This is a genomic window from Blautia sp. HA8986, from assembly GCF_056504635.1.
Genome location: NZ_JBWLUQ010000001.1, coordinates 2,581,490 through 2,607,724, shown reverse-complemented (window position 1 = coordinate 2,607,724; position 26,235 = coordinate 2,581,490). Strand labels below are relative to the sequence as shown.

The following is a 26,235-nucleotide window of genomic DNA, read 5'->3' as shown; positions in this document are numbered from 1 at the left end:
AGGTGTTCTTGTGCACAGTTATTTAAAGGCAGTTGGCTTTTCACAGATTACCAGAAGAAGTGAAATAAAAGAGATCATCCGTGATGTGATCGCGAACTATGACGAGAAAGTTTGTGTGGAGAATCATCCGGAAGGGATATTTGTACAGTTTTCAAAGAATTACGGCTGCGACTGTGGAATCAGCGTTTGCGGGCAGTATGACGAGAACGGTGAGTTTCACGTGGAATATTATTTCCCGTTTTTCAGGGGAACAGGGATCACATCCAGGGAAAAAGTTACTGTTGAACGTCATGCTGAGAAGGAATCCTATGCAGGTGCATGCGACGATCTGCGAATTGGTGTGACAATGATCTTTTATCTGCAGAATCCGGCAGAATATATGAAGGGGAAATGCAGGGGGATGGATTCCGGAGACAGACCAGTTACTGTTTCAGGGCTGGCGTCAGAAGGAAAGATCCTTTTTCCGCTTCAGAAGGATAAGGAAGCTGTAAAGGTAGAGCGCGAGCTTGCAAAAAACAGAACCAATCTGATTGCAGCAGCACGTAATGGCGATGAGGAGGCTATGGAGAGCCTTACAATGGAGGATATGGATACTTATTCTATGATCTCCCAGAGAATCGTTACAGACGATGTTCTAACGATTGTAGACTCCTATTTCATGCCATATGGAATCGAATGTGATCAGTATAATGTACTTGGTGAGATTCTTGATATTATGAAATTTAAGAATATCCTGACAGGTGAAGAAATTTGCCAGATGACTATTGAAAGCAATGATATGCAGTTTGATGTCTGCATTAACAGCAAAGATCTCCTCGGTGAGCCTGTAGTTGGCCGCCGCTTCAAAGGAACGATCTGGCTGCAGGGACAGCTGCACTATTAAAAACGAAACTGTTTGAGATAATGATTCCGTAAAGTACTGGGATTTTTGGGCATCGTAACAGCAGTTCAATGTCTTAGAATTAATTCTTGTAATTTCAAAACAAATATAGTAAAATAATGGTTGTGAAACTTCTCGATATGTTCGAGTGTGTTTCACAACCATATATGTTTATATAGCTCAGTTGGATAGAGTATTCGACTCCTAAGAGAAAGCCGAGGCATTCCCCAAAGGGAAAAAATGAAAAACAACTTTCAGTTCGAATCTATTCTGAAAAATGCTAATGGTGACAACAAAGCATTCACCAAATTGGGGAACGTTCTAATGTTACCAAATCAAAAAAATCTGTGGATTGACAACTCGAAAAAGAGTTGATAATCTTATATATGGCCGAAGGAAAAAATCCCAGAAACCCAGTAAAATCAAGGGTTTGCGGCATGTGTCGTCATAGCTCAGCTGGATAGAGCACTCGCCTCCTAAGCGAGGGGTCGGAGGTTCAAATCCTCTTGGCGACGGGCTTCAAAGCGTTCGAAAATGTTAGCTGGATTAGCTGACAACGAACGCTTTTGTTATTTTCAAATCACGTTCGTGACACAAAATTCCATTCAAAATGATCAATTTCCAGCTAACGCAATCTGATTTTTGTTAGCTGACAGCTAATCAAAATTACCGGTTTGCAAGCATGGGTTTTAGGAAGTCCAGCTAACATTTGGGTTCCGCTCCGTTGTCACCCCTTATTCGGGGATGTAAATCAGAGAAAAGGCGGGAAAAGAAACAATCTCTCCCAAATCTGCAAACATAAATTAGCTGAAACAGTATTCAATTCTATTAGCTACAGCTAATAGTCAAACAGCAATGTCTGTTTGGAACTTTACTATCTATAAAAGTTACAGGCAGGCATTTTTTAGTTCCTGAATCCTGGAGGAAAGGAGTCAAGATGACTGAGCCAAACAGACAATCAGGAGAACCATGATATGCCAGGACTGGTAAGATAGGAGGTGCACATGTTTATTTTAAAACTTGCTGGGAAGATATTATTACTGCCGGTATGGCTGATCCTTTTTGTGATCGGCCTGGCAGTAAAGATGACAGTACAGACTTATGCGGTTGTCAGAGGAATCCTTGGATTTATATTCACTTTGTTGATTATAGCAACTGCATACTGTTACCATGACTGGGTACAGGTTGCATTCCTGTTTGCGCTGAGTGTTATTCTGTATCTGATCCTGTTTGCAGGAGTGTTCGTAGATACTGTACTGGACATGACAAGAGAATGTATTATTGATTTTATTATATCGTGAGGAGGATATGAAAATGAGCGAAAACAATGATTATATTCAGCTACCACCACTTAAAAAAGACACACCAGCCGATGTGGTAGCATTTATGTGGGAATACATGAAAGTACCGGAGGATTCAAGAGAAAAAGTTAAGAATCTGCTTAAAGATGCAAATGAAAATGGAGTAAAAATAAGTCATCAGGCACCAACACTGTATGATGTTGTTCCGAAAGAAGAAATTGCTGAATTTGAAGAGCTTATGCGCCAAACCATAGCTGACATTGTATCAGAAGCCAGTAGCGTTGCCTGTTGGGTGTATGTGCAGAAATATGTGAAGCACAAAACCCTAAACGAAATGCTGCAAGAATTGCCAGACGTAAGTCAATTCATCCTAGCTATGGATACCTGGTTTGAAAAACTGATGGAGAAATAATCTAGGAAAATAGTTTAAAGTTTACATGTTATGATCATGTATGAAGTTGGAACAAAATAAAAGAATTGTGCTATAATATTGTTCAAGAAAAAACTCATTGACATATTTCAATCTATTTAGGAGGATAAACGATCATGTGTACAGCAGCAACTTATAAAACAAAAGATTTTTACTTTGGACGAACCCTTGATTATGAATTCTCTTATGGTGATCAGATAGTAATTACACCACGTAATTATGCGTTTAATTTTCGCCATGTTGGCGATATGAAAAATCATTATGCAATTATTGGAATGGCTCATGTTGCAGAAGATTATCCTTTGTATTATGATGCTATGAATGAAAAAGGAGTGGCAATGGCAGGACTGAATTTTGTCGGAAATGCTGTTTATGCCGCGATTAAGCCAGATGTGGAAAATATTGCACAGTTTGAATTTATTCCGTGGATTTTAAGTCAGTGTTCTTCTTTAGTTGAAGTTCGCGAGCTTCTTGAACGAATTAATATTGTTAATACTCCTTTCAGCGAGCAATTACCATTAGCACAATTACACTGGATCATTTCTGATGAGAATGAGTCAATTACGGTAGAATCTATGTCAGATGGTTTGCATATTTATGACAATCCAGTAGGAGTGCTTACGAATAATCCGCCATTTCCACAGCAGATGTTTCAACTAAATAATTATATGTATTTATCTCCTAAACAGCCCAGAAATACTTTCTGCGAAAATTTGGCTCTTGATGCATATAGTAGAGGTATGGGAGGATTAGGTCTTCCGGGAGATCTCTCATCTTCCTCTCGCTTTGTACGTGTAGCTTTTACAAAGGTAAATGCAATTTCAGGTGAATCAGAGGAAGAAAGCGTTAGCCAATTCTTCCACATTCTCGGATCTGTGGATCAGCAACGAGGATGTTGCGAAGTAGCGGATGGAAAATATGAAATCACATTGTATACGTCGTGTTGTAATGTTACAAAAGGTATTTATTATTACAATACTTATGAAAACCATCAGATCAGTGCAGTAGATATGCATGTAGAAAATCTGGATAGTGATAAAATGATTTGTTATCCAGTAATTCAAGGAGAACGAATCAACTATCAAAATAAATAATGTTTTGAAATCAGGGATGAGGTAGAAAGGAAAGTTTCATGACAAAAGATGAAGTAAAAAAACTCAGGATGGCTAGTCCGGAATCACTACAGTTTTTAAATAATGCTACAAAATTTTATAATTTAATGATGATGTATCGTTGTGCTATTCGGGAGATACAAACTAAACTTGAGGTTTTGGATGATGAATTTTCAGTTGAGAACAATCGAAATCCTATTTCTTTTATAAAAACAAGAATTAAGCAGCCCAATAGTATTTACGATAAACTGCAGAAGATGGGATATGAATTTACAACAGAAAATATACAGACATATCTCAATGATGTAGCAGGCGTTCGAATAGTTTGTGCGTTTATTGACGATATTTATATGATATCAGATTTGATTACCCAACAGGATGATATTAAAGTTATTGAAATAAAAGATTATATAAAAAATCCAAAATCGAATGGTTATCGAAGCTATCATATGATTGTTGAAATACCAGTATTTTTTGCTAAGGGTAAAACACCTATGCGTGTAGAATTACAGATTCGAACCAATGGTATGGATTTCTGGGCAACATTGGAACATCAACTTCGCTATAAAAAAGGAATTGAAGAAATGCCTGGCTATGATGAGATAAGTGAAGAATTACTTCATTCTGCAAGAGCTATCATTGAAGCAGATAATGAAATGCAGAGAATAAAAGACAAAATTGGTATGTTCCACGAAATTTAGGGAGAAAACTGAGCAAATAGGAAGGTGGAATATATATGAAACAAGATACTTTAGAGGGCAAAGCAAAAACAAAAAATGGGGTAAAACGGCTGTGTTTTTCCATAATCTGCATTCTTCTAGAAGTGATTTTTATTATTACTATCGTAACACGCTTGAATGAATATGCAGAAATCATAAATTTATTTACAAGGATTTTGAGTGGGATCTTGGTTTTGGGATTGTACGCATCAAATAAGACATCCTCTATGAAAATGCCTTGGGTCATCTTAATTCTAATTTTCCCAATTATGGGTGTAGGCCTGTATTTGTTGATTGGTTTGAATGGTGGCACACATAAAATGCGTGAGCGATATGCAGAAATTGATAGCAAATTGTTACCAATGCTTCCGGACAGTCAGGAGTGTTTGAGCAGAATAAAAGAAACAATTCCGAAAGCAGGAAATATAGCAAGTTACATACAAAGAAATTCGCAGTATCCAATCTATCAGAATACGGATATTGTGTATTTTGATGAAGCAGTGAAAGGATTAGAGGCACAGCTTAAGGATTTGGAGAAAGCACAGAAGTTTATCTTTATGGAATATCATGCGATAGAAGACGCTGAAGCATGGCATAAGATTCAAGATGTTCTGGAAGAGCGAGTAAAAGCAGGTGTGGAAGTTAGAGTATTCTACGATGATATGGGTTCTATAGGCTTTATTAACACAGATTTTGTGAAAAAGATGGAGGCAATAGGAATTCATTGCCGTGTATTCAATCCGTTTATGCCAGGTTTAAATCTGTTTTTGAACAATCGTGATCATAGAAAAATAACAGTTATTGATGGAAAAGTCGGATTTACAGGTGGATATAATCTAGCAAACGAATATTTTAATTACACACACCCGTATGGACAGTGGAAAGATACAGGTATTCGTTTAGAAGGAGATGCTGTTCAGTCGCTTACGGTGACATTTTTGGAAATGTGGAATGCAGTAAGTGATAAGGATGCTAATGATTCTGATTTTAGTAAATACCTTTTCCACTATGATTATGCGGCACAGCAAACTGGGTTTGTTCAACCTTATGCAGACAGCCCTATGGATAATGAGCAAGTAGGAGAAGAAGTTTATATCAGTATGATAAATAAAGCTGAAAAATACTGTTGGTTTATGACTCCATATCTAATCATAACAGATGAAATGACGCATGCGTTATGTCTGGCTGCTAAGCGAGGGGTAGACGTAAGAATTATCACACCTGGTATCCCTGATAAAAAATTTATTTATAATATAACTCGTTCTTTTTATCATGGATTAGTTAAACATGGTGTTCGTGTTTATGAGTGGACTCCTGGTTTCTGTCATGCAAAAATGAGTGTAGCAGATGACTGTATGGCAACTTGTGGAACAATTAATCTGGATTATCGAAGTTTATATCACCATTTTGAAAACGGCTGTTTTATGGCAGATTGTCAGGCAGTTGTGGAAATAAAAAATGATCTGATAAGAACGATGGGAGAATGTCGTGATGTGACAGACCAATATCAAACCGGACGAAGTGCATATTTGCGACTGGGACAATTATTTATGAGATTATTTGCTGGATTGCTATAAGAATCTGATGAAACGACCTTTCAAAAAACAGTTGATTTAGAAGTTAACTGTTTTTGAAAGGCCGTTTTTGCTATATCTAACAGTCTGTTGTACAAAGAAGATTTTGCATGGATGAAAAAAACAAACCTTGTTGAGGTTAAATTGAGATTGACTTTGTATTGTATAAGTATGAAATAAAAAGGAATCAGGTGATGTACAATGAAAAAGCATAAAATATGTAAAATCCTTCTTGTTATACTGGCAATTTTTTTATGTGTGGCTTTTTATGAATTGCTCGGAATCTGCGTTGCATATAAAAAGCAGCCGGAAGTGTCCAATACAACCAAAAAAGAAACAAAAAATGGGTCATGGAACGAATGCAGTGAAAATACAGAACGGGCAGTAATCATAGAGAAGAATCCAGAAGCGCTTTTACAAAGAGTGCGTTTGATCAAGAATGCAAAAAAGGAAATTATTCTTTCTACTTTTGCATTTCAATCCGATGAAAGTGGAAAATTGATTTTAGGAGCACTGCATGATGCGGCAGACAGAGGTGTACATATTCGTCTGTTAGTAGATGGAATGGAGAGTTGGATTGATATGGAAGGAAATCCGTATTTCTATGGATTATCTTCCCATGAGAATGTTGAAATTAAACTGTATAATAAGGCCAATCCGTTGAAACCGTGGAAAATGATGGGTAGAATGCATGATAAATATTTGATTGCAGATGGAAAGAGATATATTCTTGGGGGAAGAAATACATACAATTATTTCCTGGGTGATTTTCCGGGACATAAGAACTATGACAGAGACGTGTTAGTGGTTTGCGATGAACCTGAGAAAGAAAATTCAGTTAACCAGTTGTCAGAGTATTTTGAAACCATATGGAATCAGGAAGACAGTGGTTATTTTCATAACAATAAAAAACTGGCAAATAGAAAATCTGTAAAGAACGCAGTTTTAGAGCTGCAGAACAGCTATCAGAAATATTTTGAAGAGAATAAGGAAAGAATCTGCGAGACCGATTATACGGACGAAACTTTTGAGACAGAAAAGATTACATTAGTGTCAAATCCTATTCACACAGGTTCCAAAGAACCAGTAGTGTGGTATCAGTTGGGAGAATTGATGAAAAATGCAAAAAATCGTGTGAAGATCCACACGCCATATATTATCTGTAATGATATGATGTATAATACATGGGAGGAGATTGCAGAGAACGTTTCAGATTTTTCTATCATGACAAATTCAGTTGCGAATAATGGGAATCCATTTGGGTCTGCCGATTATGCGAAAAACAGAAATAGAATCTTAAGTACAGGAATTAATATCTGGGAATATGAAGGCGGTTATTCATACCACGGAAAAAGTATTCTGATTGACGATGATCTGTCTGTAATCGGTTCCTTTAATATGGACATGAGAAGTGCATATCTGGATACGGAACTGATGCTTGTAATTCGCAGTAAAGATATTAATAAACAGTTGGAAGAGGGCATGATGGAGTATGAAAAAGTGTCCCGCCAGATATTAGAAGGCGGAACTTATAATGATCCATATCATGTAGAGCCAATCGAATTAACAAAGAAACGTCAGAGAAAAATATTTTTGGTACAGCATCTGCTTGGATGGGCAAGGTATCTGTTTTAATTAAGGAGGAAGGAAAACGTGTTTCAAATATTGATTGTAGAAGATGATAAAGAATTAAGCCAGCTATTCCAAAAAGTGCTTGAGAAGAATGGATATCAAGTCAAAAGTGCATCGGATGGAGCACAGGCATTAGAAGTATTGGATAAGGAATATATTGATCTGATCATTTCTGATATTATGATGCCGGTTATGGATGGCTATGAACTGGTGTCAGAACTTCGTTCAGCAGGATATCAGATACCAGTGCTTATGATCACTGCGAAAGGTTCCTTTGATGATATGCGCCAGGGATTTCTTTCGGGAAGTGACGATTATATGGTAAAACCGGTAAATGTGAATGAAATGGTTTTAAGAGTCGGAGCACTGCTTCGCCGTGCACAGATACTGAATGAACACAAAATTGTGATCGGTTCAACAGAGTTTGATTATGATGCAATGACGGTTACAACTGATAAGGAAAGTCTTGTTTTGCCTAAAAAAGAATTCCTGCTTTTATATAAGCTTGCAGCTTCGCCAGGCAGAACATTTACAAAACAACAGTTGATGGATGAAGTATGGGGATACGAGACGGAGGCAGACCCACATACGATAGAGGTACATATAGGAAGAATCAGAGAGCGTTTTAAAGATAACCCTGATTTTGAAATCGTAACAATGCGTGGAATTGGATACAAGGTGGTGAAAAAATAATGGAACAAAAGAAAGAAAAAGGATTGCGGATCCGATCCTGTCTGACTGGTGCAATCTGGCTGGCACTTGTATTTTCAACAGTCATATCTGCTTTATTATTTGCTTTTTTGAATCATTTTTTTAATCTGCCGGGCAGCATACCTGTGCTTGGCTGGCTTTTGATTTTCAATACATTGATTGCAGGGCTGATCACTTCCTTTATCAATGCAAAGTTACTGGAACCAATTACCAGACTTAGTAAAGCAATGAAGGAAGTTTCTCAGGGAGATTTTGAACAGCATTTGGAAACGAACAGCCGTATAGCAGAAGTTGGAGAATCTTATCAAAGTTTTAACGTTATGACAAAAGAACTTCGTGCAACAGAGGTGCTGCAGATGGATTTTGTATCTAATGTTTCTCATGAGTTTAAGACCCCGATTAATGCCATTGAAGGATATACAATGCTGCTTCAGGGAGAAGAACTGTCTCCGGATCAAGAGGAATATGTAGAAAAAATCTTATTTAACACCCAAAGACTTTCTGGATTGGTTGGTAATATTTTGCTGTTATCCAAGTTAGAGAATCAGAATATACCAATGAAAAAAACAGAATATCGTCTGGATGAACAGATCCGCCAGGCATTTCTTTCATTGGAAACAAAATGGACAGAAAAAGAAATTGGTTTTCAGGTAGAATTGGAGAAAGTTAAATATACTGGGAATGAAGGACTTTTTATGCATATCTGGATAAATCTTTTGGATAATGCGATTAAGTTCAGCCCTTCAAAGGGGACAATTACGATGTTTCTGAAACAAGAACAGGATTCTGTTAAGTTCATTCTGGAAGATGAAGGACCAGGAATAGAGGATGATGTAAAATCCAGAATATTTGACAAGTTCTATCAGGTAGATGGATCTCATAAAGCAGAAGGAAATGGCCTAGGTCTTACACTTGTAAAACGGATTGTAGATAGTGCCGGAGGGACAATCAAAGCAGAAAACCGTGAATATGGTGGATGCAGATTTGTTATAGAGCTGCCAAAGCAGAAAGATGAGATTATATAGTTTTAAGATAAATTAGAAGATGGGAGGATTTATATGACATTTTATCAGGAGTTGCAGTTAAATCAGGCAGGTTCTAAAAACCTGTTGAAAAAGAGTGAAACACTAAAAGAAAAATTATATCATATGTGGGTATATCTGGTGAAGGTAGCTGTTACAATGGCATTTTGTTTTTTCTTTGTTAGTATTTTCAGCATCCTATTTGGAAAGGAGAACAGCATTGTAGGTGTAGTAGTCTTATTATGTCTCATGGTGTTTAGAAATGCGGATCTGGGGATCCACATCGGACAATCTACGATGCTTTTGGCTTTGTTCTTTGTAATTATGACTGTATGTCCGCATTTAGCAAATCAGTTTTCACCGGTATTGGGAATGCTGTTAAATATTGCGGCACTGGCTGTGTTGATTCTGTTCGGATGCCATAATCCATTCATGTTTAATCAATCTACATTGGTTCTTGGGTATCTGCTGCTATATGGTTATGATGTTACGGGAAAAAGCTATCAGATGCGATTAGTCGGAATGGCTTTAGGTGCAGCACTTACCTGCTTCGTATTTTATCGAAATCATAAAAACAGAACTTATAAAAGAAATCTGAAAGATCTGATACAAGAATTTGATATCACTTCTTCCAGAACAAAATGGCAGATATGTCAGATTTTATGCGTACCGATTGTCCTTTGCATTGCAGAACTTTGTAATATGCCACGTGCAATGTGGGCTGGTATTGCGGCCATGTCCGCGATTTTGCCGTTTATGGAAGATATGCACTACAGAGTCCGTAAAAGGATTGTCGGAAATATTGCAGGTGTTATATGTTTTACAGTATTATATTTTCTGCTTCCTTCGTCAATCTATGCATATATAGGAATCCTTGGTGGAATCGGTGTAGGATTTTCAGCACAATATGGCTGGCAGGCAGTATTTAACACATTTGGTGCTTTAGCCATTGCTGCAGAGACTTATGGACTACAAGGAGCGGTTAGTCTTAGAGTGATTCAAAATGTTTTTGGTGTTGTGTTTGCTTTAGCATTTTGTGTTATATTTTATTGGTTTATGTCTAAAAAAAAGGAAAGTGAGATGACCGTACATGCAGAGTGAAGTGAATCAGGAAGAAAATTTGAATAGAATTATTACGGTTCCTAATCTTCTTTCTTTTTTTCGGCTTTGTCTGATTCCGGTAATTATATGGAGTTATTGTGTAAAGAAAAATCCTCTGTTAGCTGGTGAAATCTTATTGCTGTCTGGTCTTACGGATCTTGCTGATGGATATATCGCAAGAAGATTCCATAGGATTAGTAATTTAGGAAAAATACTTGATCCGGTGGCTGATAAGCTGACACAGGCAGCGATGTTAATCTGTCTGTTTACTCGTTTTCCGCATGTGCTTCTTTTAATCGTAATAATGGCAGGTAAGGAGCTGTATATGGTAGTCAGTGGATGTCTTGTGATACGAAAGACAGGAAAAGTACATGGTGCAGACTGGCATGGAAAGATAGTAACCTTTTTATTATATGGAACTGCAGCGGTGCATATTATATGGTTCCACATTACACCGATGGTATCAGATCTGTTGATTGGTTTGTGCGCTATAATGATGGTCATATCGGTCGCTCTGTATATTATCCAGAATACCAGGACTCTTAAGGAAGAGACTGTATAAGCAATTTTATATTGCAATGACTAGAAAAATATTTAGGAGAAGATAGATATAAACAGTAAGTCAAACACACAAACTATGGAGTCTTTAGTCGGTTTAATAAAATTTTAGATAGAAAATAAATCATTATAAAAAGATCCTGTTCATACTATGATATATAGAACAGGATCTTTATTTACTTTATTTCGCCAGGAAATTGCTCTGAATCTCCATCGGCATATGATAAGCCTGGCCTCGTTTTGTCAGGCTGTATAATTTAAAGCTCATTAGTTCCGGAGTCGCATTCAATGAACTGCAGAGTCCGAAATAATCCAGGTCCTCGTTCTGAACCATCAGCCTTTTAAAATTAGCCAACTACTTTTCCAAAAGTTTTTAAGGTGGATCCGGAAGTGACTTGGATAGGGGCATATTTTTTATTTAGAGAAATAAGCTGAATACCGGAATCGGATTGATGATATTTCTTTACATAAGCATCACCATCAAGGAAGAAGACACCGATTTCTCCTTCTTCAAGTGTTTCTTGTTTATGAATCCAGATGATCTGTCCATCCAGATAGAGAGGCTCCATGCTGTCACCACATACCCGGACACCGAAGTCAGCACTGGAAGATACTTCATCACCAACTTCAATTTCGGAAAAACGGTCGGAATCAAGGAATTGTCCTGTTCCAGCTGAAACCGGGAGATCATAGAGACTGAGAGTTCTTCGTGGAAATTGATAAATGATTGGTTCTTCTCGAATGTATTCCCCACTTTTCATTAATAGGTTCATGTAGTCAAGAACTTTGGCTTGTCCTTCGTCATTTAATTTGGAGAAAAGTTTCTCATCCGTTCCAATCTGGAATGTTCTATTTATATCGGAAATCTCAAGAATCTCACAGAGGGCAAAAAATTGTAAAACATTTGGCAGGTTTACATTTTTTTCCCATTTACTGATAGAATGAGCTTTTACATCTAAGCCTCTTTCACACAGAAGAGCTGCCAGTTGTGGTTGAGACAGTTTTCGGTATTTTCTTTTATTAGCAATAATGGATCCAAAATCTTTCTTTATCATCATACACCTCCATATGCAGGTATTTATTCCCTATATATACTATAACCCATAACAGATAAAAAATCAACAATAATAGCGTTAAAATCCAGAAAATCAACATATTTGCTACTTTACAAAGATTTAAAAACGATATATAATGCCTGTATAGAAAAAAGAACACATGTTCTAAAAGGGAGGTGAAAATGTGGAAAAAGTAGTATTGCACAGTGATGCCAACTGTTTTTATGCTAGTGTGGAAATGCTATATCATCCAGAATATGTTGGTAAGCCATTAGCTGTAGGAGGAGATCCTGAAGCGAGGCATGGAATTGTATTGACAGCGAATTATATTGCGAAGAGAAGCGGCGTTAAGACTGGCATGGCATTGTGGCAGGCAAAGCAGGTTTGCCCGGATTTGATATTTGTGCCTCCGAGGATGGATTTATATTTGAAGTTTTCCTCAATGTTGCGAGAAATATATTCGGAATATACGAATCAAATTGAACCGTATGGATGTGATGAAGCCTGGCTTGATGTAACTGACAGTTCTTTACTGAAAGGTAATGGAAGAAAAATTGCAGAAGAAATTAACAGAAGGGTAAAGAAAGAACTGGGTATTACGGTAAGCATTGGAATTTCCTGGAATAAAATTTTTGCAAAACTTGGAAGCGATTATAAGAAGCCTGATGGAATTACAGAATTTAATCGGACGAATTACCGTGAACTAATCTGGAAACTTCCGGTATCAGATCTTCTATATGTAGGAAGATCAACGAATAGAACTCTACAGAAATATGGTATTCGCACGATTGGAGAATTGGCAAGAACAGATCCAAATTTTCTGGAACGGCAGCTTGGAAAAATGGGACTTGTGATATTTTCATTTGCAAACGGATGGGATGATTCGCCGGTTACAGCAGAATCATATCATGCTCCGATCAAATCTATTGGTAACAGTACGACAACACCGAGAGATCTGGAATGTGATCAAGATGTACAGATTATTCTGATGGCATTGACAGAAAGTGTTGCAGCCAGATTGCGGAAACATGGTTTTAAATGTAATGAAGTTTCAATTTCTATCCGGGACAATGATCTGTATCATTTTTCGCGACAGAAAAAAATTCAAGAACCCACTGACATTACAGATGAGATTATGAAAGCAGCTTATCAGCTATTCAAGGAAAATTATCATTGGTCACGTCCGATCAGAAGCCTTGGCATTCGTGCTGATGATCTGGTAATGGGAACAGTACCGGTGCAGTTAGATTTATTTATGAATGAACAACGTCGAGAAAAACAGGAGAAGCTAGACAGAGCAGTAGATGAAATCAGACGACGGTTTGGTTATCACAGTGTCCAGAGAGCATTTATGTATCAGGATAAAGTCTTATCAAGTTTGGATGCACAGAAATCCCACACTGTACATCCAGTAGGATATTTTAATGGGAGGTAAGTTCTTTGGAAAGTTATAAAGTATATGTTGAAGTAACCGTAAAATTTAGTACCGATGGTGTTATGATGCCCGTAGAATTTATCTGGGAAGATGGAACGAAGTACATCATTGATAAAGTAAAATCAAAAGAACGATGTGCGAGCCGTAAGGCAGGGGGTACTGGAATCATGTATACGGTATTGGTAGATGGTAAGGAATGCCATTTATATTATGAATTTGATAAGTGGTTTATGGAACGCAAGAGTGCGTAAAGATTTAAGAAAGAAAACAGGATCTGCAGAAGAGCTGACCTTTCCCTTTTGCTCTTTTCAGATTGACATATAAGGGCATTACATTTATGTCCATGAAACAATATACCCACTATATTGTCTATGCAGATGTGGCCCTGCTCAAGAATAATTCTTATTGAGCTTTCGTCAAAATCACAGGGATGGGAGTGTAGAACGTCAGAGAAAGACGATTCAATACGAAAAAGGAGATTTTGATAATGACAGAAAGAGATTATGCGATCAGATCGTTTAAAGAAGTAACCTTAAATGCAGCACGCCATACAGAAGAAAGAATGAACCTGTACTATGGAAAAATCAAGGAACTGATGAACAATTATCAGGACTTGATTTTGGAAAATCAGATGGTTCTGGATGAATTAGAGCAGGAGTGTCAGGAAAAGATCAATGAGAACATGGCTTATGCTCTTCAGTATATGGATTCTTACGATTACCGCATGAATTTAGGAAAACTGAAAAAAGAAGTAAACAATATCATTCTAATCTATGGACTTTGCGATATGGTCAACCGGGCAATGACATTGGTAAAATATTTTACCCCGAATTTTGGAACCGAATATTATGATGTGCTTTATGGCTGCTTCTGCAGACATAGAAAAATGACAGATATGGAAATTATGCTTGAACTGGGGATGAGCCGGGCAAGTTTTTACCGGAAGAAAAAAGTAGCTCTCCGGTATCTGGGATATTATTTTTTTGAAATCGTAGTGCCACAATCTGCAAACAAACGATATAAGCCGTCTTTTCCAGAAACGGAAGAGTAGATCTGAAAGAGCCTGATGGAATCTCCCCTTTCCATCAGGCTTATATATAATGGAATACTCCCCTATTCCTCTTATTATTCTGCAGATTCTTCAGCTGCAGCTTCTTTCTTTTTTCTGGATTTGCCAGAAATCATTTTATGACCTGAGTAAATGGCCATAGCCATGCAGATCAGTGAACTGAATGCAAAATATTTATGTGCTGATTTCATATCCTTATAGCCGGTGTAGCAAGTTCCGATCATGGAAACCAGCGCACCGATGGACCAGTATTTATGTGATTTCATTTGAACCTCCTGAGCTTTTTTATATCATACATCTTTTTAAGAAATATGCAAACTGGAATTTATATAATTATCCCTCTAACTTTCCCATTTTACAGGCTTTCCCGCCTGTCCATTAGTAAAATGATATGTAGTTTCCCTTGTTTTTGCCCTTATGAGATAATCACAAGGGAAATAAGGGAAATTTTTTAGTCATTGCCCACCACTTTATCAAGAAGCCGAACCGATTTTCGTTTCGCATCTCTTGTGGAGTGAGCATAGACGTTCATTGTGGTACTGACATCTGAGTGTCCCAACAATTCCTGCACATCTTTTGGGGCAGCTCCATTTGCTAAAAGGTTGCTTGTATAGGTGTGACGTAACTGGTGGAAATGAAAGCCTTCAAATCCCTCTAATGTTTTTGCTACCTTTCTGCATACCGTTCCCAAAGTAGTCGGAAGTTCCAGACAGCCATCAGGTCTTAAGCAGACGAAAGAAATTTCTTTATAATCTGCCGGGACTTCCTCTGTTCTGTCTAAGCAATAATACTCGTAGTACACTCTGTTTTTCTCTTTGACCTCTTTGTAGTAGTTCGTGTGATAAAGTTCTCCATACTGCATTCGATTTTTTAACTGCTCTTTCCGGGCATTACGGAAAATCTCTACCAGCGTATCTCCAAAATCAACAATCCTCACTTTTTTCCGCTTAGTTGGTCCGATGATATATTTGCGCTTTGAGCCATCATATCGGATGCTGCGTCTTATGGTAAGGCATTGTTCTTCCAGATTTACGTCCTGCCATGCCAAACCACAAGCTTCTCCAATACGAAGCCCGGCATAATAGGCTATCTGGATTGGAAGTATTGCGGCTGGGTTCTTTTTTTGAAGATACGCAAGCAGTCTTTCATAATCTTCTCGTGAAATTGGTTGGATATTTCCGTCCATGTCCTCATCCGAAAACAAATCAACTTCGTCCGTCTGATACCGCAGTTTAATATACTGCATGGGATTGAACGTAATATACTGTTTTGGAAATACTGCAAAGCGGAAGGACTGCTGCATGACTGCGGAAAAAGAATGGATGTAATCTTTGCTGTAACCCTTTCTCTCTTTTCCATCGGGATGAACTCCCCCAAAGGAAAGCAAATCAAAGAAGGATTGCAAATGCTCAGAGGTTACATTTTTTAATTTCCGTTCTGCCAATGGGTGTTTCTTAATATTTCGGATTGTTCCGAGGTAATTCTCCACAGTACCATTGCTGAGCGTACCTGTTTTTAATTCCTCCTCTGCCCACACATCCAGAAGTTGTCCGACTGTGAGATTTTCCGCTTTGGCAACAAATTTCTTTTTCTCATAATCATCCATTGCCTGACGGAGCAGCTTTTCAGTTTCACTTTTGCTTTCTGTTCCAACGCATTCTTTCTGAACAAGATTGCCGCTTGCGTCCTCTACATAGAAGCGGTAGTACCATTTCTTTCCTTTTTTTCTTACAGATCCTTTTGCCATAATCGTATATCTCCTTTCGATATTAGACAATCGGAACTGATGAAATGCTTCGTGCGTGTAAGTATATCATAACTCCGGTTGTCTTACTATACCGATTCGGAATCTTCGTATAAGACTTCTGATAAAAGATTTGCAAGCCTTTGTTCTGCTGTTTTTGGTTTCTTGGAATAGAGCCTTACAACGTCCGCCATCTCATTAAGAGCATTGATGGTAGGAGTGATTTCCCTTAAGAACATAATCTCATTATATTCCTCATTCGATTCAAACCCTATTGTTTTGGCAATATCCGTCTGACCTGCATTTCCCTTGAAGTTTTTGCAGGCGAACTGGAAGGAATCCAAAAACAGACCATATTGTTTTAACATCAGCAGTAATAAATCTTTTGAAAAAGCATCTTCTTCTTTGGTAAGGGCAAGCGGTAACTGTTCCAGAATATCTCCCATCGCATCACGAATCTGTAACTCTCTCTTATCCGTAATGTCGGTTTCATATTCATCTGTTTCCCCTTTGAGCCATTCCACAGATACATGGAGTGCTTCCGAAAGACCTTCCAGCACCATTTTTTTCGTATTGTCAATCGAACCATTCTCATAACGCAGGATTGTAGAAGCAGTAACACCCATCTTTTCTGCGACATAAGGCTGTGTCAGATTCAATTCCAGACGGCGCTGTTTTATTCTGCTGCCTATCAGCTTGCGTAATTCTTTATCTTTCATGCTGACTGCCTCCTTTTTCGGTATGTATGAATTATAGCATTGTTTTTCCAAAATTGCAATATGCAATACAAAGTTTGTTTTTAATATTTCGTAACGCTTGACAAAAAGATATGAAAAGGATATACTTACATCACAAGAATTGCATAATGCAATTTATAAGGAGGTGATTATATGACGCAAAGAAAAATTGCATTATCCATCGAAGAAGCTGCTGACTATACGGGAATCGGCAGAAATACCTTAAGACAGCTTGTAGAATGGAAGAAACTTCCAGTATTAAAGGTTGGTCGCAAAGTCCTGATTAAAACCGATATTCTGGAAATGTTTATGGAAGCGAATGAAGGTCGTGATTTGAGGGATAGAGGAAATGTAAAAGCCGTAACAAGAACTGCGGCAAATTAAAAAGGCGGCTTCCAAAGAAACCGCCAAAGGTTCTATCAGACCGAAGCCATGATATACCTACACGCAAGAAGATTATACCATGTGCTTCTTCTGATACGCAACCAAGAACTTATGTTTGCAAAAGAAAGGGGAATGTAATAATGGCAAAATCAACAAAAAGTTATGAAGAACGAATGCTTGAAATGGAAAAGAAGGAACAGGAAAGCCTTGAAAAAGCAAAACGATATGCAGCACAGAAGAAAGAACTTCTGAAACGAAAGAAAGCCGAAGAAAGTAAAAAACGAACCCATAGGCTCTGTCAGGTTGGCGGTGCGGTGGAATCCGTTCTTGGTGCGCCTATTGAGGAGGAAGACATCCCAAAGCTGATTGGTTTTCTGAAAAAGCAGGAAGCCAATGGAAAATTTTTCTCAAAGGCAATGCAGAAAGAAACAAATACCGATATGGAGGAAGTGTAATGACGGAGGGGATGAGTTTTTCATTCCCTTCATTGCTTTTTCATGAAGGGCGCACTTATGGACAACCAGAGGTCGTCCAAATAAGTTTGCCACAAGTGGCAACCGGTCTGCGCTCACGCTTGCCGGGCTCGTTCCGTCGGCGGGGCTTTCAGCCAGACCTGCTCATGCCGCAGGAGGCACTCTTCGCCAGAGGGGCGCATTCCATGCAGGCTGTTATGCGCAGGGCACTCTTACGCAGAGGGCGTTCCGTCAATGCTGCTTTTTCTAAAACTGAAAGCAATGTTGCCGGAAATCTATGCCGGATGTGCAGAAAGGAGGAATCCAGACATGGCGATTTTTCATTACACAGTCAAAATAGTCGGACGAAGTAAAGGGAAATCTATTATCTCCGCTTCCGCATATCTCAATGGGGATGTGATGAAAAATGAGGAAACCGGGCGAATCAGTTATTACACATCTAAAAAAGAAGTGGTCTACACCCGACTGATGATGTGCGAAAACGCACCTCCTGAATGGCAGATAGTACCAGAAGAAAATATAAAACGCTTTCAAAAATCTGTCCGATACAAAAGGTCAGAAGATAAAGAAGCTGCCTTAAAAAAATTCAAAATCACATTTCAGAAACAAAGGTTATGGAATGAGGTATTGAAGATTGAAAAAAGTGCAGATGCCCAACTTGGTAGGTCATTTGAATTTGCCCTCCCAAAAGAATGGAGCAGACAGGAACAGATTCAATACACAGCCGACTATATCCAAAAAACATTTGTGGATAAGGGAATGTGTGCTGATTGGAGTATCCACGATAAAGGGGATGGCAACCCCCATGTCCATCTGCTTCTGACTATGCGCCCTTTTAACCCGGATCATTCTTGGGGAAAGAAAGAAGTCAAGGATTGGGATTTTGTCAGAGATAAAAACGGAAATATCGTGATTGATGAATCCCATCCGAACTGGTGGCAGGATAAGAAAAACCCTGACCGTCATGGAATCCGTATCCCTGTATTAGACGAAAACGGAATTCAGAAGATTGGAGCAAGAAACCGCCTGCAATGGAAACGGGTGCTGACCGATGCTACTGGATGGAACAATCCAAAAAACTGTGAACTGTGGCGGAGTGAATGGGCAAAGGTGTGTAACGAACATCTGCCTTTGCATAATCAGGTTGATCACCGTTCTTATGAAAAGCAGGGAAAACTCCAGATTCCTACCATCCATGAAGGAGCTGACGCAAGAAAGATTGAACAAAAGTTTCTTGCCGGGCAGGAAATAAAAGGCTCGTGGAAAGTAGCGGAAAATCAAATCATAAAACAACAAAACACGTTATTGCAAAGGATACTGGACACCTTTGGAAAAGTATCGGGTGCATTATCATTATGGAAGGAGCGATTAAATGACATTAGAAGAAAGCCGGGAAATTATACCCTTAATGGAATCCATGATTGGTCAAATCGAAGAACAGCAGAACCTAATGGCAGAAATGATTCTGGAAATGCAGAACCGGGACATCCAGCTCTCTCTTATGCAGGAACAGAATCAGAAATTGCAAAAATTAAACAGCGAGTTATCCGAGCTGCTCAACATTTTGCCAAATACCGAGGAACTGCTTTCCAAGATGGAAGAACAGAAAACAAAGATAGAACTTTTGGAAAACGAAAATCAGCAATGGCAGAAATTGGCACAAAATCTGAACAGCGAAAACAGTTTATTACTGAAACAGAACACCGAATTGCTGAACTGGAACAGCAAATAAGGAAAGGACGTGATATAGATGAACGAATCCAGAGAATCAAAGAACGCAGAACAGTTGGAAGAACTTCTGCTCTTGACCGAGGAGATACAAGAAGAACTAGAACAGAAAGAACAGCTTATCGTGGAACTGAAGACGCAGCTCAGCGAATCTCTGACCTTGAACGAGAAATTAAACAAAGAGAACAGAGCCGGGAATATTCAAGCATTAAAGAACGACTTGAAGCTGGCAGACAGAGCATTGCGGATCGAGAAAGAGAAGTTGCGAAGCGCAAACGTCATGATAGAGGAATGTCAAGATAAAATATGCTATTTAACACAGGAACGGGATTATGCCCGGACACATCAGAAAATCGTAGAAATACCGGTAGAAAAGCCGGTACTCTATGAAAAATGTGAAGCCTGTAACCGGACAGCCTATCAGAATGCAAAAGCAAAATACGAAACACAAAAAGAGCGACTTGCAGGACAGTATAAAGCAAAAACGGTAATGTTCCAAACAACCTTGTTCCTTCTTGCATGGTATTCGTTGACAACCACTCTTTTTCAGGCAGTACAGTCAGATATGTTCCTTGTCGATTGTAAATTATTTTTCAACGATTTAACATCATTCATACAGACTTTTATCGGATGGACGATTGATGCTGGGCAATCTGCGGCACAGATCAGCACAAAAATTCCAAATGAGATTATAGCCGGAATCATATATTGGTTATTGCTAATATTGATTGTAGGAATATGTGTGGCAGGGACAGGGATACTGGCGATACTGATAGAAATAAAGGTTATAGAATTATATAAGAAAAACTGTTGGGATGTTATTACCCTACTGATGATACTGACGAGTGCTTCTGTCATTATTTTTTTTGGAGAATCAATCAAAAAAATAATGTCAATAAATCTTCTATTGCTTTTTATACTTTTGCAGGGAGTATATGTTGGACTTAGATGTTATTTGAAAAATCAGTTAGATACCAAGCTATATTGATGAAAATATGATAAAAAACGTATACGAGCAGGGGATAAAACACACATCGTCCCCTGCTATTATACTCTCTCCTTTTCAATTTATATTAGGATATGTCTGTTTCATTGTTTCAGCAATGTAAATAATATTGGAAACTAACATAATGTGCTTTCTGCAACTGTGTTCGTCCCGCTGTTCTTCCCGGTAGAAAAACTGGTCTACGGAAATATCGAACATGGTAACGAGTTTGAAAAATAAATTGAAGCTGGGATGTTGTCCCTTGTTTTCAATATTCATAATCGTGCGGTCTGTCTTGCTGACTAGCTCCGCCACATAGGCCTGTGTCCAGCCTCTTTCTTCTCTAGCTTGTTTGATTGCCAGCCCGAGCCCATGAAAGTCAAACCTGATTTCATCTTGGTTCATTCTCATATCACCCTATATCATTGTACATTTCGGGTTGAATTATGAGAATGTAGTGAAATTTGATGTTAAATAGTATTTTATTTCACTATCAAATAGCCACATGATTGAATATGGCAAACGATTGTGATAAAGTTGATACGAATATGCCATAAAATTATATTCTGCAAATTGATCAATGTTAAAGAAAGGTATTTTATATGAATTACACAATTCTAATAGTTGATGACGATATGGCCATCAATGATATGCTTGTTAAATATCTTCGGAAAAATGGTTATATAACATATTCTGCTTATTCAGGAACAGAAGCCCTTCTTTTTCTTGAAAAGCAAAAAGTTAATCTGATTATTTTGGATTTAATGCTTCCCGGTCTTTCTGGTGAACAAGTTTTAGCAGAAATAAAGAAAACAAAAAATGTACCTGTAATCGGTCTATCTGCAAAAGAAGATTCTAAAAGTAAAATTTTCTTATTGAAAAACGGTGCTGATGATTATGTAACGAAACCCTTCGATATAGAAGAACTACTTGCAAGGATTGAAACGATTTTACGACGGATTTATGAAAATCAATATACATCAAATTCCTTGTTATGTTGTGGCGATTTAAATTTAGATACAATAGGAATGGAGGCCACTCTAAAAAATCAAAAATTGCCCCTTACAAAAAATGAGTTTGCTATATTGAAAATGCTTATGGGACATCCGCAACAAGTATTTACGAAAGATATGATTTATGAGCAATTATGGAATGAAGCTTTAGAGGGAACTGAAAATGCTATCAATGTTCATATCAGCAACTTACGCAAAAAAATTGCTGCAATAGATAATAGTAAATCGTATATTAAAACGGTTTGGGGAATTGGGTTTAAGATGGACATATAATCTTTATGAAATCCTTAGATTTAGAAAATAATTTACTTAAACTTATCCCTTACACTAAAATCACAAGGAGGGATATATCATGGAATATATACTAAGAACGAACACAGTATCTAAAAAATACACAAATTATTATGCTGTTGATAAAGTATCCATTTCTATTCAAAAAGGCGAAATATATGGCTTGATTGGAGAAAATGGTGCTGGTAAGTCTACTTTAATGAAAATGATTGCAGGTTTGGTCGAACCATCAGAAGGTTCTATTGAACTATTTGGAAATTTTGTTCCTCAAACCGAGCGTTATCGTATGGGTTGCGTAGTTGAATCTCCGGCACTTTATACAGAATTAACCGCAAAACAAAATTTGGAAGTATTTAGAAAAGCATATGGACTGTCAAGCAAAGAATCTGTACAACAAATTTTAAAGCAGGTGGGTTTGTCACAATATGAAAATAAAATTGTCAAAAAATTTTCGTTAGGTATGAAACAGCGTTTAGCCATTGGCGTTGCCTTGCTGGGAAATCCTGATTTTCTGATTCTTGATGAACCTATCAATGGCTTAGATCCGACTGGAATACAAGATATGAGGAATTTCTTATTAAAACTAAATAGGGAAGAACATATTACCATTATGATTTCCAGTCATATCTTGGGGGAATTGTCAAAAATTGCAACGAAATACGGCATTATTAAAAATGGCAAGCTGATTGAAGAAATTACTGCAAAAGAATTAAATGAAAAATGTCAATGTTGTTTAAAAATTAAGGCATCAGATACTGCACAGGCCGCTATTTTAATAGAGAAAAATCTCCATACTAAAAACTACGAAATTCTTTCCGATAATAATATTCGGATTTTTGAATATGTAGACAATCCCGGAATTGTAAACTCCTTACTGGTTAATCATGGAATTTCTGTTGATGAATGTACTGTAACAAAGGAGTCACTGGAAGATTACTTTAATGAAAAAATGAGAGGAGGCATAGTCAATGCTTAATTTAATTAGAGCTGATTTTTATAAAACAATACATGGAAAAGTCTTGAAAGTATGTTTTCTTATGATGACAGGATGGATATTCTTATGTGCTTATGCACAAAAAGCAACAATTGGCATGAGGGAATATTTGGTAGGTACAAAAGTTTCTGCAAATTACTGGGATTCTTTTTTTAATTATTACCCGGTTGTATTCCCTTTGATTATTTTTTGCAGCTACTATTTCTCAAATGATTTTCGTCAAGGGACTGTAAAACATTATATAGAAAAAGGTCTGTCACGATGGAGTTACTTCTTCTCAAAATTGGTAATTGGCTGGATTGTATCATCCTTTTTTTTGGTGTCTGCCTTTTTAATTGGTTTGTTATGTAATAAAATTTTTTTTGGAATAAGCGGTTTTACTTTTACAAACATTAGCAATATAGTGTCCTACATATTCTGTGAGGCATTATATCATATGGCTGTATCAACGCTCGCAATTTCACTTGTTTTTCTCATAAGAAACAGTTCAGTTAGCATGGCAGTTAATGCTTTGCTTATATTTTTTGGTTATCTGGTTCTTCATGGATTGGAAAGTATTTTGGGCTTAGGATATAACATCACAATTTTTTGGGCAATTAGTAATATCAATAAAACAAGAATAGATATGGCAGTTCAATGGCTTCCAACCGCAATTATCATTTTCTTCGCCTATATGATTATATTTGGTGGAGTTATAGGAACAATTTTCAAGAAAAGAGATATTACATAATGCAGGGAGGGATAATGTTATGAGTGTGGTACTTCAAATATATGCTATCATTGTGACACTATCTCTTATTATTGTTTTATCATTTTACTTGTTTCATCGTAGGGAGGTAACCCGGTTAAGCCAGAAATTGCAAACACTTTTACATTCATTTACCCATGCGGAATTGACATTAGATTTTCCTTCTTCCGATATAACCGATCTTGTAAATGCTTTAAATGAATTGCTTCGAGTTTACCACAAACAAGTATATTCATTACAAAAAAAGGATGAGGCAATCAAAGAAACAATTACAAATTTAGCCCATGATCTTAGAACACCTGTGACTGCTATTCAAGGCTATACACAAATGCTTCTACAATCACCTGAGTTGTCCGAGGAAGATTTAGATGCAGCAGTTATTATAAACGAAAGATTGAATGTTTTAAATCAGTTACTAAATCAGTTGTTTGAATTTGCACGAATAGAGGCTGATGAAATGGATTTTTCTTATACTACATTTAATTTAAATGCTGTTTTACGCTCTGTTGCAGTTTCCTTTTTTAAATCTTTTGAGGAACGCAAAATCATTCCAGTATTAAGTATTGCAGAGATTTCTTTTCCATTTTATGGAGATGAAAAAGCAGTAACCAGAATTTTTGAAAATATCATTTCTAATGCCTTGTCACATGGGAAAAGTGATTATCATTTTTCATCTTATGATGATAATGAAAATTACCATTTTTCTTTTCAGAATTTTACAGACAGCATAAATGAATCTGATATAGACAAAATATTTAATCGTTTTTATACAACAGATTTATCCCGTTCCCGCAAAACAACCGGTTTGGGTCTCACAATAGCAAAGAATTTAACAGTAAAAATGGGCGGTTCTATCAGTGCTTCTCTAAATAATAATGTTTTTGAAATTGTAGTGTGCTTTCCTAAACAAAAAGGATAAAAAACTTGATGGCGGTTTCAAATCCGCCATTTTTCGTGCAAATAATATTCTAAAACAAACATGGTGGCGTAGGAGGATACTCGTTCAAAGGAATAATATCAATAAATGAATTATGAATGGTCCTACTAAGAAGAAAAGCGGCAGAGATTTCTCCCCTGCCACTTTGATTATGTAAAAAATATCTGTGTTAACGAGTCTCTTGCCTTGTTTGCATCTCGTTCATTTTTCCAATCAAAAATCAGATATAAACTTTTGTTTAAATTGCCTATAATTCAAGTGAATCTTCTGCATCCACCCACATCTGTAAATTACCATTAAGATATAATCTCGCATATTCCAAAGGTTCATCCACAGCCAATGAAGTAAGCGCACATTCTGATCCATATGTGATTTTTAAATCTTTTTCAGCTTCCCAGCAATCAATGCGAAGCATATATCCAGCACTTGTGTAAACATCAATACTATCGTGGTTTATGTTGTATTCTGCATAAATTGTTCTCATCGTATCTTATCTCCATTTTCTTTTAATCATCAGTTACAGAGTTAAATATCGAAAACATTTCAATCAGTTCACCATGTCATTATTGTTATATGTTATACTGTGTTATGAAATTTTCTTTCCCTTAATTTTTCCCATATTAAGGTTCATGAAAGCCAATGGGAGAATATAACGCAAGGGAAAGAGTAAGGGAAAGTTCACTTGCTACAAACTTAGTATTTTCAAGGGTTTATGAGGAATTTGATAATCAAATATAACAGTTATTAAATATCCTAAAATAAGTGAAATATCAACTGGAATTTTCAAATTAGTCTTTGCAAATAACCTTTGAACCTTCACCATCAATTACAATTCCCTGACGGTTGTTAATTGGGCATAGATTCAAATCCGAAAACTCAGTCATTATTTTCTCGGTAACTTTCTTAAATGGTGCTGTAAGATAATGCGGAAGAACATAGAAATCAATCAAATCAAGCCCTGCATCATCTTCTTGTGAGTAGTCCTCTGGCTTTTCATCCATTTGCTCGATATATTGGATGCTTGGAGCGCATATAATTGCGCCTGCCGACTCGCCGATCATCAATTTTCCATTTGCCAATTCCTTTTTCAGTAGCCCATCAGTTCCCGTTTTACGGAGCCGGTCCATAAGAAAAAAAGAATTTCCGCCGGTAAAATATATCACATCTGCATCTTCAAAAACAGACTGTATCGTTGAATAAGCCTCCGTTGAAATATCAATTTCAGTTACGATTGCTCCCAACTTTTTGAATAATTTTCGAGCCGAGCCGACATAACCGGTGTAGCCTTCACGCAGCGAAGCTGTTGGAATAAATGCGACTTTCTTATTTTCAATTTCTTCCTTTATCAGACTTCCTACACTTGAAAAATGCGAACATAAAAATAGTTTCATCAATATTCTCCTTTATAAATTCCGATTTATCTTTGCCTTATGTTATCATAATTCGGTTTAAATTGCTATAAATAGTCTTATCCCAATAATAGAAAACCCCAGAAATCATTAAGATTCCGAGGCCTTATGTTTGAACATATTTACCTTTTAATTTATGTAAGACAGATGTGGAAGTACAGCAGGAGCTAGGAATAGGCAGGACTTCTTTTTA

30 protein-coding genes and 1 tRNA gene are annotated in these 26,235 nt (G+C 37.2%); 23 read left to right on the top strand and 8 right to left on the bottom strand.

The features are described 5' to 3' along the window. Window positions 1-10 precede the first annotated feature (10 nt). The 12 genes from AC04Q4_RS12225 (at window position 11) to AC04Q4_RS12170 (ending at window position 11,044) form a co-directional block, all read left to right on the top strand. Window positions 11-883 carry a DUF3881 family protein gene (locus AC04Q4_RS12225; protein WP_476389040.1) on the top strand — a complete coding sequence of 291 codons (873 nt, stop codon included), beginning with the start codon at window positions 11-13 and terminating at the stop codon, window positions 881-883. 438 nt (window positions 884-1,321) lie between these two features. Beyond that, window positions 1,322-1,395: transfer RNA gene (locus AC04Q4_RS12220), tRNA-Arg, on the top strand. A 489-nt stretch (window positions 1,396-1,884) separates the two neighbouring features. Then, window positions 1,885-2,181: a hypothetical protein gene (locus tag AC04Q4_RS12215; RefSeq protein WP_119240213.1), complete on the top strand. Its 297-nt coding sequence runs from the start codon at window positions 1,885-1,887 to the stop codon at window positions 2,179-2,181. Window positions 2,182-2,188: 7 nt separating this feature from the next. Beyond that, window positions 2,189-2,593, top strand: coding sequence for a hypothetical protein (locus AC04Q4_RS12210; RefSeq protein ID WP_173737989.1), 405 nt, complete (start codon window positions 2,189-2,191; stop codon window positions 2,591-2,593). A 134-nt stretch (window positions 2,594-2,727) separates the two neighbouring features. Next, window positions 2,728-3,705 (top strand): choloylglycine hydrolase, encoded by a 978-nt coding sequence (gene bsh / locus AC04Q4_RS12205; protein ID WP_005347230.1) that lies wholly within the window; start codon window positions 2,728-2,730, stop codon window positions 3,703-3,705. A gap of 38 nt (window positions 3,706-3,743) precedes the next feature. Beyond that, window positions 3,744-4,424 carry a GTP pyrophosphokinase gene (locus AC04Q4_RS12200; protein ID WP_117525961.1) on the top strand — a complete coding sequence of 227 codons (681 nt, stop codon included), beginning with the start codon at window positions 3,744-3,746 and terminating at the stop codon, window positions 4,422-4,424. A gap of 35 nt (window positions 4,425-4,459) precedes the next feature. Next, a complete protein-coding gene (cls, locus tag AC04Q4_RS12195; protein ID WP_014080824.1) occupies window positions 4,460-6,019 on the top strand; it encodes a cardiolipin synthase in 1,560 nt (519 codons plus the stop codon). A gap of 198 nt (window positions 6,020-6,217) precedes the next feature. Continuing rightward, window positions 6,218-7,651, top strand: a complete 1,434-nt coding sequence (locus AC04Q4_RS12190) for a phospholipase D family protein (protein WP_055249576.1) — start codon at window positions 6,218-6,220, stop codon at window positions 7,649-7,651. A gap of 18 nt (window positions 7,652-7,669) precedes the next feature. Continuing rightward, complete coding sequence (locus tag AC04Q4_RS12185; protein ID WP_003698938.1) at window positions 7,670-8,341, top strand: response regulator transcription factor; 672 nt, start codon at window positions 7,670-7,672, stop codon at window positions 8,339-8,341. Beyond that, window positions 8,341-9,384: an ATP-binding protein gene (locus AC04Q4_RS12180; RefSeq protein ID WP_476389039.1), complete on the top strand. Its 1,044-nt coding sequence runs from the start codon at window positions 8,341-8,343 to the stop codon at window positions 9,382-9,384. The genes AC04Q4_RS12185 and AC04Q4_RS12180 overlap by 1 nt, the downstream gene beginning before the upstream one ends. Window positions 9,385-9,417: 33 nt before the next feature. Further along, complete coding sequence (locus AC04Q4_RS12175) at window positions 9,418-10,482, top strand: FUSC family protein (RefSeq protein WP_173757517.1); 1,065 nt, start codon at window positions 9,418-9,420, stop codon at window positions 10,480-10,482. Further along, the gene (locus tag AC04Q4_RS12170) at window positions 10,472-11,044 is read left to right on the top strand and encodes a CDP-alcohol phosphatidyltransferase family protein (protein WP_055057096.1); all 573 of its coding nucleotides are present in this window, start codon (window positions 10,472-10,474) and stop codon (window positions 11,042-11,044) included. The genes AC04Q4_RS12175 and AC04Q4_RS12170 overlap by 11 nt, the downstream gene beginning before the upstream one ends. A 177-nt stretch (window positions 11,045-11,221) precedes the next feature. On the opposite strand, the gene AC04Q4_RS12165 is transcribed toward AC04Q4_RS12170, so the two are convergent. Next, window positions 11,222-11,395 (bottom strand): hypothetical protein, encoded by a 174-nt coding sequence (locus AC04Q4_RS12165; RefSeq protein WP_226815871.1) that lies wholly within the window; start codon window positions 11,393-11,395, stop codon window positions 11,222-11,224. Then, entirely contained in the window at window positions 11,388-12,095 is a 708-nt protein-coding gene (locus AC04Q4_RS12160; protein WP_044924547.1) for a S24 family peptidase, read from the bottom strand. The genes AC04Q4_RS12165 and AC04Q4_RS12160 overlap by 8 nt, the downstream gene beginning before the upstream one ends. 184 nt (window positions 12,096-12,279) lie before the next feature. Between AC04Q4_RS12160 and dinB the strand changes: the two genes are divergently transcribed. The 3 genes from dinB (at window position 12,280) to AC04Q4_RS12145 (ending at window position 14,581) form a co-directional block, all read left to right on the top strand. Further along, complete coding sequence (dinB, locus tag AC04Q4_RS12155) at window positions 12,280-13,530, top strand: DNA polymerase IV (protein ID WP_173737985.1); 1,251 nt, start codon at window positions 12,280-12,282, stop codon at window positions 13,528-13,530. 5 nt (window positions 13,531-13,535) lie between these two features. Further along, window positions 13,536-13,781, top strand: a complete 246-nt coding sequence (locus tag AC04Q4_RS12150) for a hypothetical protein (RefSeq protein WP_330594857.1) — start codon at window positions 13,536-13,538, stop codon at window positions 13,779-13,781. A 236-nt stretch (window positions 13,782-14,017) separates the two neighbouring features. Beyond that, the gene (locus AC04Q4_RS12145; protein WP_005421571.1) at window positions 14,018-14,581 is read left to right on the top strand and encodes an ArpU family phage packaging/lysis transcriptional regulator; all 564 of its coding nucleotides are present in this window, start codon (window positions 14,018-14,020) and stop codon (window positions 14,579-14,581) included. Window positions 14,582-14,655: 74 nt separating this feature from the next. On the opposite strand, the gene AC04Q4_RS12140 is transcribed toward AC04Q4_RS12145, so the two are convergent. The 3 genes from AC04Q4_RS12140 to AC04Q4_RS12130 form a co-directional block, all read right to left on the bottom strand. Next, window positions 14,656-14,865 (bottom strand): DUF6219 family protein, encoded by a 210-nt coding sequence (locus AC04Q4_RS12140; protein WP_005421572.1) that lies wholly within the window; start codon window positions 14,863-14,865, stop codon window positions 14,656-14,658. 185 nt (window positions 14,866-15,050) lie between these two features. Beyond that, complete coding sequence (locus tag AC04Q4_RS12135; RefSeq protein ID WP_008400148.1) at window positions 15,051-16,346, bottom strand: tyrosine-type recombinase/integrase; 1,296 nt, start codon at window positions 16,344-16,346, stop codon at window positions 15,051-15,053. 86 nt (window positions 16,347-16,432) lie between these two features. Beyond that, on the bottom strand, window positions 16,433-17,062 hold the full coding sequence (locus AC04Q4_RS12130) for a helix-turn-helix domain-containing protein (protein WP_118280429.1): 630 nt from the start codon (window positions 17,060-17,062) through the stop codon (window positions 16,433-16,435). Between the two features lie 171 nt (window positions 17,063-17,233). Here AC04Q4_RS12130 and AC04Q4_RS12125 point away from each other — a divergent pair, with 171 nt between their 5' ends. From AC04Q4_RS12125 to AC04Q4_RS12110, 4 genes are all read left to right on the top strand, one after another. Further along, on the top strand, window positions 17,234-17,464 hold the full coding sequence (locus AC04Q4_RS12125; protein ID WP_004843519.1) for a helix-turn-helix domain-containing protein: 231 nt from the start codon (window positions 17,234-17,236) through the stop codon (window positions 17,462-17,464). A gap of 140 nt (window positions 17,465-17,604) precedes the next feature. Beyond that, window positions 17,605-17,919: a hypothetical protein gene (locus AC04Q4_RS12120; RefSeq protein WP_006859028.1), complete on the top strand. Its 315-nt coding sequence runs from the start codon at window positions 17,605-17,607 to the stop codon at window positions 17,917-17,919. A 327-nt stretch (window positions 17,920-18,246) separates the two neighbouring features. After that, window positions 18,247-19,968, top strand: a complete 1,722-nt coding sequence (locus AC04Q4_RS12115; protein ID WP_373219539.1) for a MobA/MobL family protein — start codon at window positions 18,247-18,249, stop codon at window positions 19,966-19,968. Further along, window positions 19,946-20,653, top strand: a complete 708-nt coding sequence (locus tag AC04Q4_RS12110; protein WP_118178320.1) for a DUF6040 family protein — start codon at window positions 19,946-19,948, stop codon at window positions 20,651-20,653. Before AC04Q4_RS12115 ends, AC04Q4_RS12110 begins: the two co-directional genes overlap by 23 nt. 75 nt (window positions 20,654-20,728) lie before the next feature. Here AC04Q4_RS12110 and AC04Q4_RS12105 read toward each other — a convergent pair whose 3' ends face one another. Further along, a complete protein-coding gene (locus AC04Q4_RS12105) occupies window positions 20,729-21,055 on the bottom strand; it encodes a helix-turn-helix transcriptional regulator (protein ID WP_118178321.1) in 327 nt (108 codons plus the stop codon). 197 nt (window positions 21,056-21,252) lie between these two features. Here AC04Q4_RS12105 and AC04Q4_RS12100 point away from each other — a divergent pair, with 197 nt between their 5' ends. The 4 genes from AC04Q4_RS12100 to AC04Q4_RS12085 all read left to right on the top strand — a co-directional run bounded on the left by AC04Q4_RS12100 (window position 21,253) and on the right by AC04Q4_RS12085 (window position 24,615). After that, window positions 21,253-21,936, top strand: a complete 684-nt coding sequence (locus tag AC04Q4_RS12100; protein WP_118178322.1) for a response regulator transcription factor — start codon at window positions 21,253-21,255, stop codon at window positions 21,934-21,936. Window positions 21,937-22,015: 79 nt separating this feature from the next. Further along, window positions 22,016-22,930: an ATP-binding cassette domain-containing protein gene (locus AC04Q4_RS12095; RefSeq protein ID WP_476389038.1), complete on the top strand. Its 915-nt coding sequence runs from the start codon at window positions 22,016-22,018 to the stop codon at window positions 22,928-22,930. After that, window positions 22,923-23,678 carry an ABC transporter permease gene (locus AC04Q4_RS12090; RefSeq protein ID WP_118178324.1) on the top strand — a complete coding sequence of 252 codons (756 nt, stop codon included), beginning with the start codon at window positions 22,923-22,925 and terminating at the stop codon, window positions 23,676-23,678. The genes AC04Q4_RS12095 and AC04Q4_RS12090 overlap by 8 nt, the downstream gene beginning before the upstream one ends. 19 nt (window positions 23,679-23,697) lie before the next feature. Next, window positions 23,698-24,615 carry a sensor histidine kinase gene (locus AC04Q4_RS12085; protein ID WP_118178325.1) on the top strand — a complete coding sequence of 306 codons (918 nt, stop codon included), beginning with the start codon at window positions 23,698-23,700 and terminating at the stop codon, window positions 24,613-24,615. 265 nt (window positions 24,616-24,880) lie between these two features. On the opposite strand, the gene AC04Q4_RS12080 is transcribed toward AC04Q4_RS12085, so the two are convergent. Then, on the bottom strand, window positions 24,881-25,117 hold the full coding sequence (locus AC04Q4_RS12080; protein WP_118178326.1) for a DUF6061 family protein: 237 nt from the start codon (window positions 25,115-25,117) through the stop codon (window positions 24,881-24,883). Window positions 25,118-25,421: 304 nt separating this feature from the next. After that, window positions 25,422-26,024 (bottom strand): Type 1 glutamine amidotransferase-like domain-containing protein, encoded by a 603-nt coding sequence (locus AC04Q4_RS12075; protein ID WP_173737984.1) that lies wholly within the window; start codon window positions 26,022-26,024, stop codon window positions 25,422-25,424. Window positions 26,025-26,235: the final 211 nt, after the last annotated feature.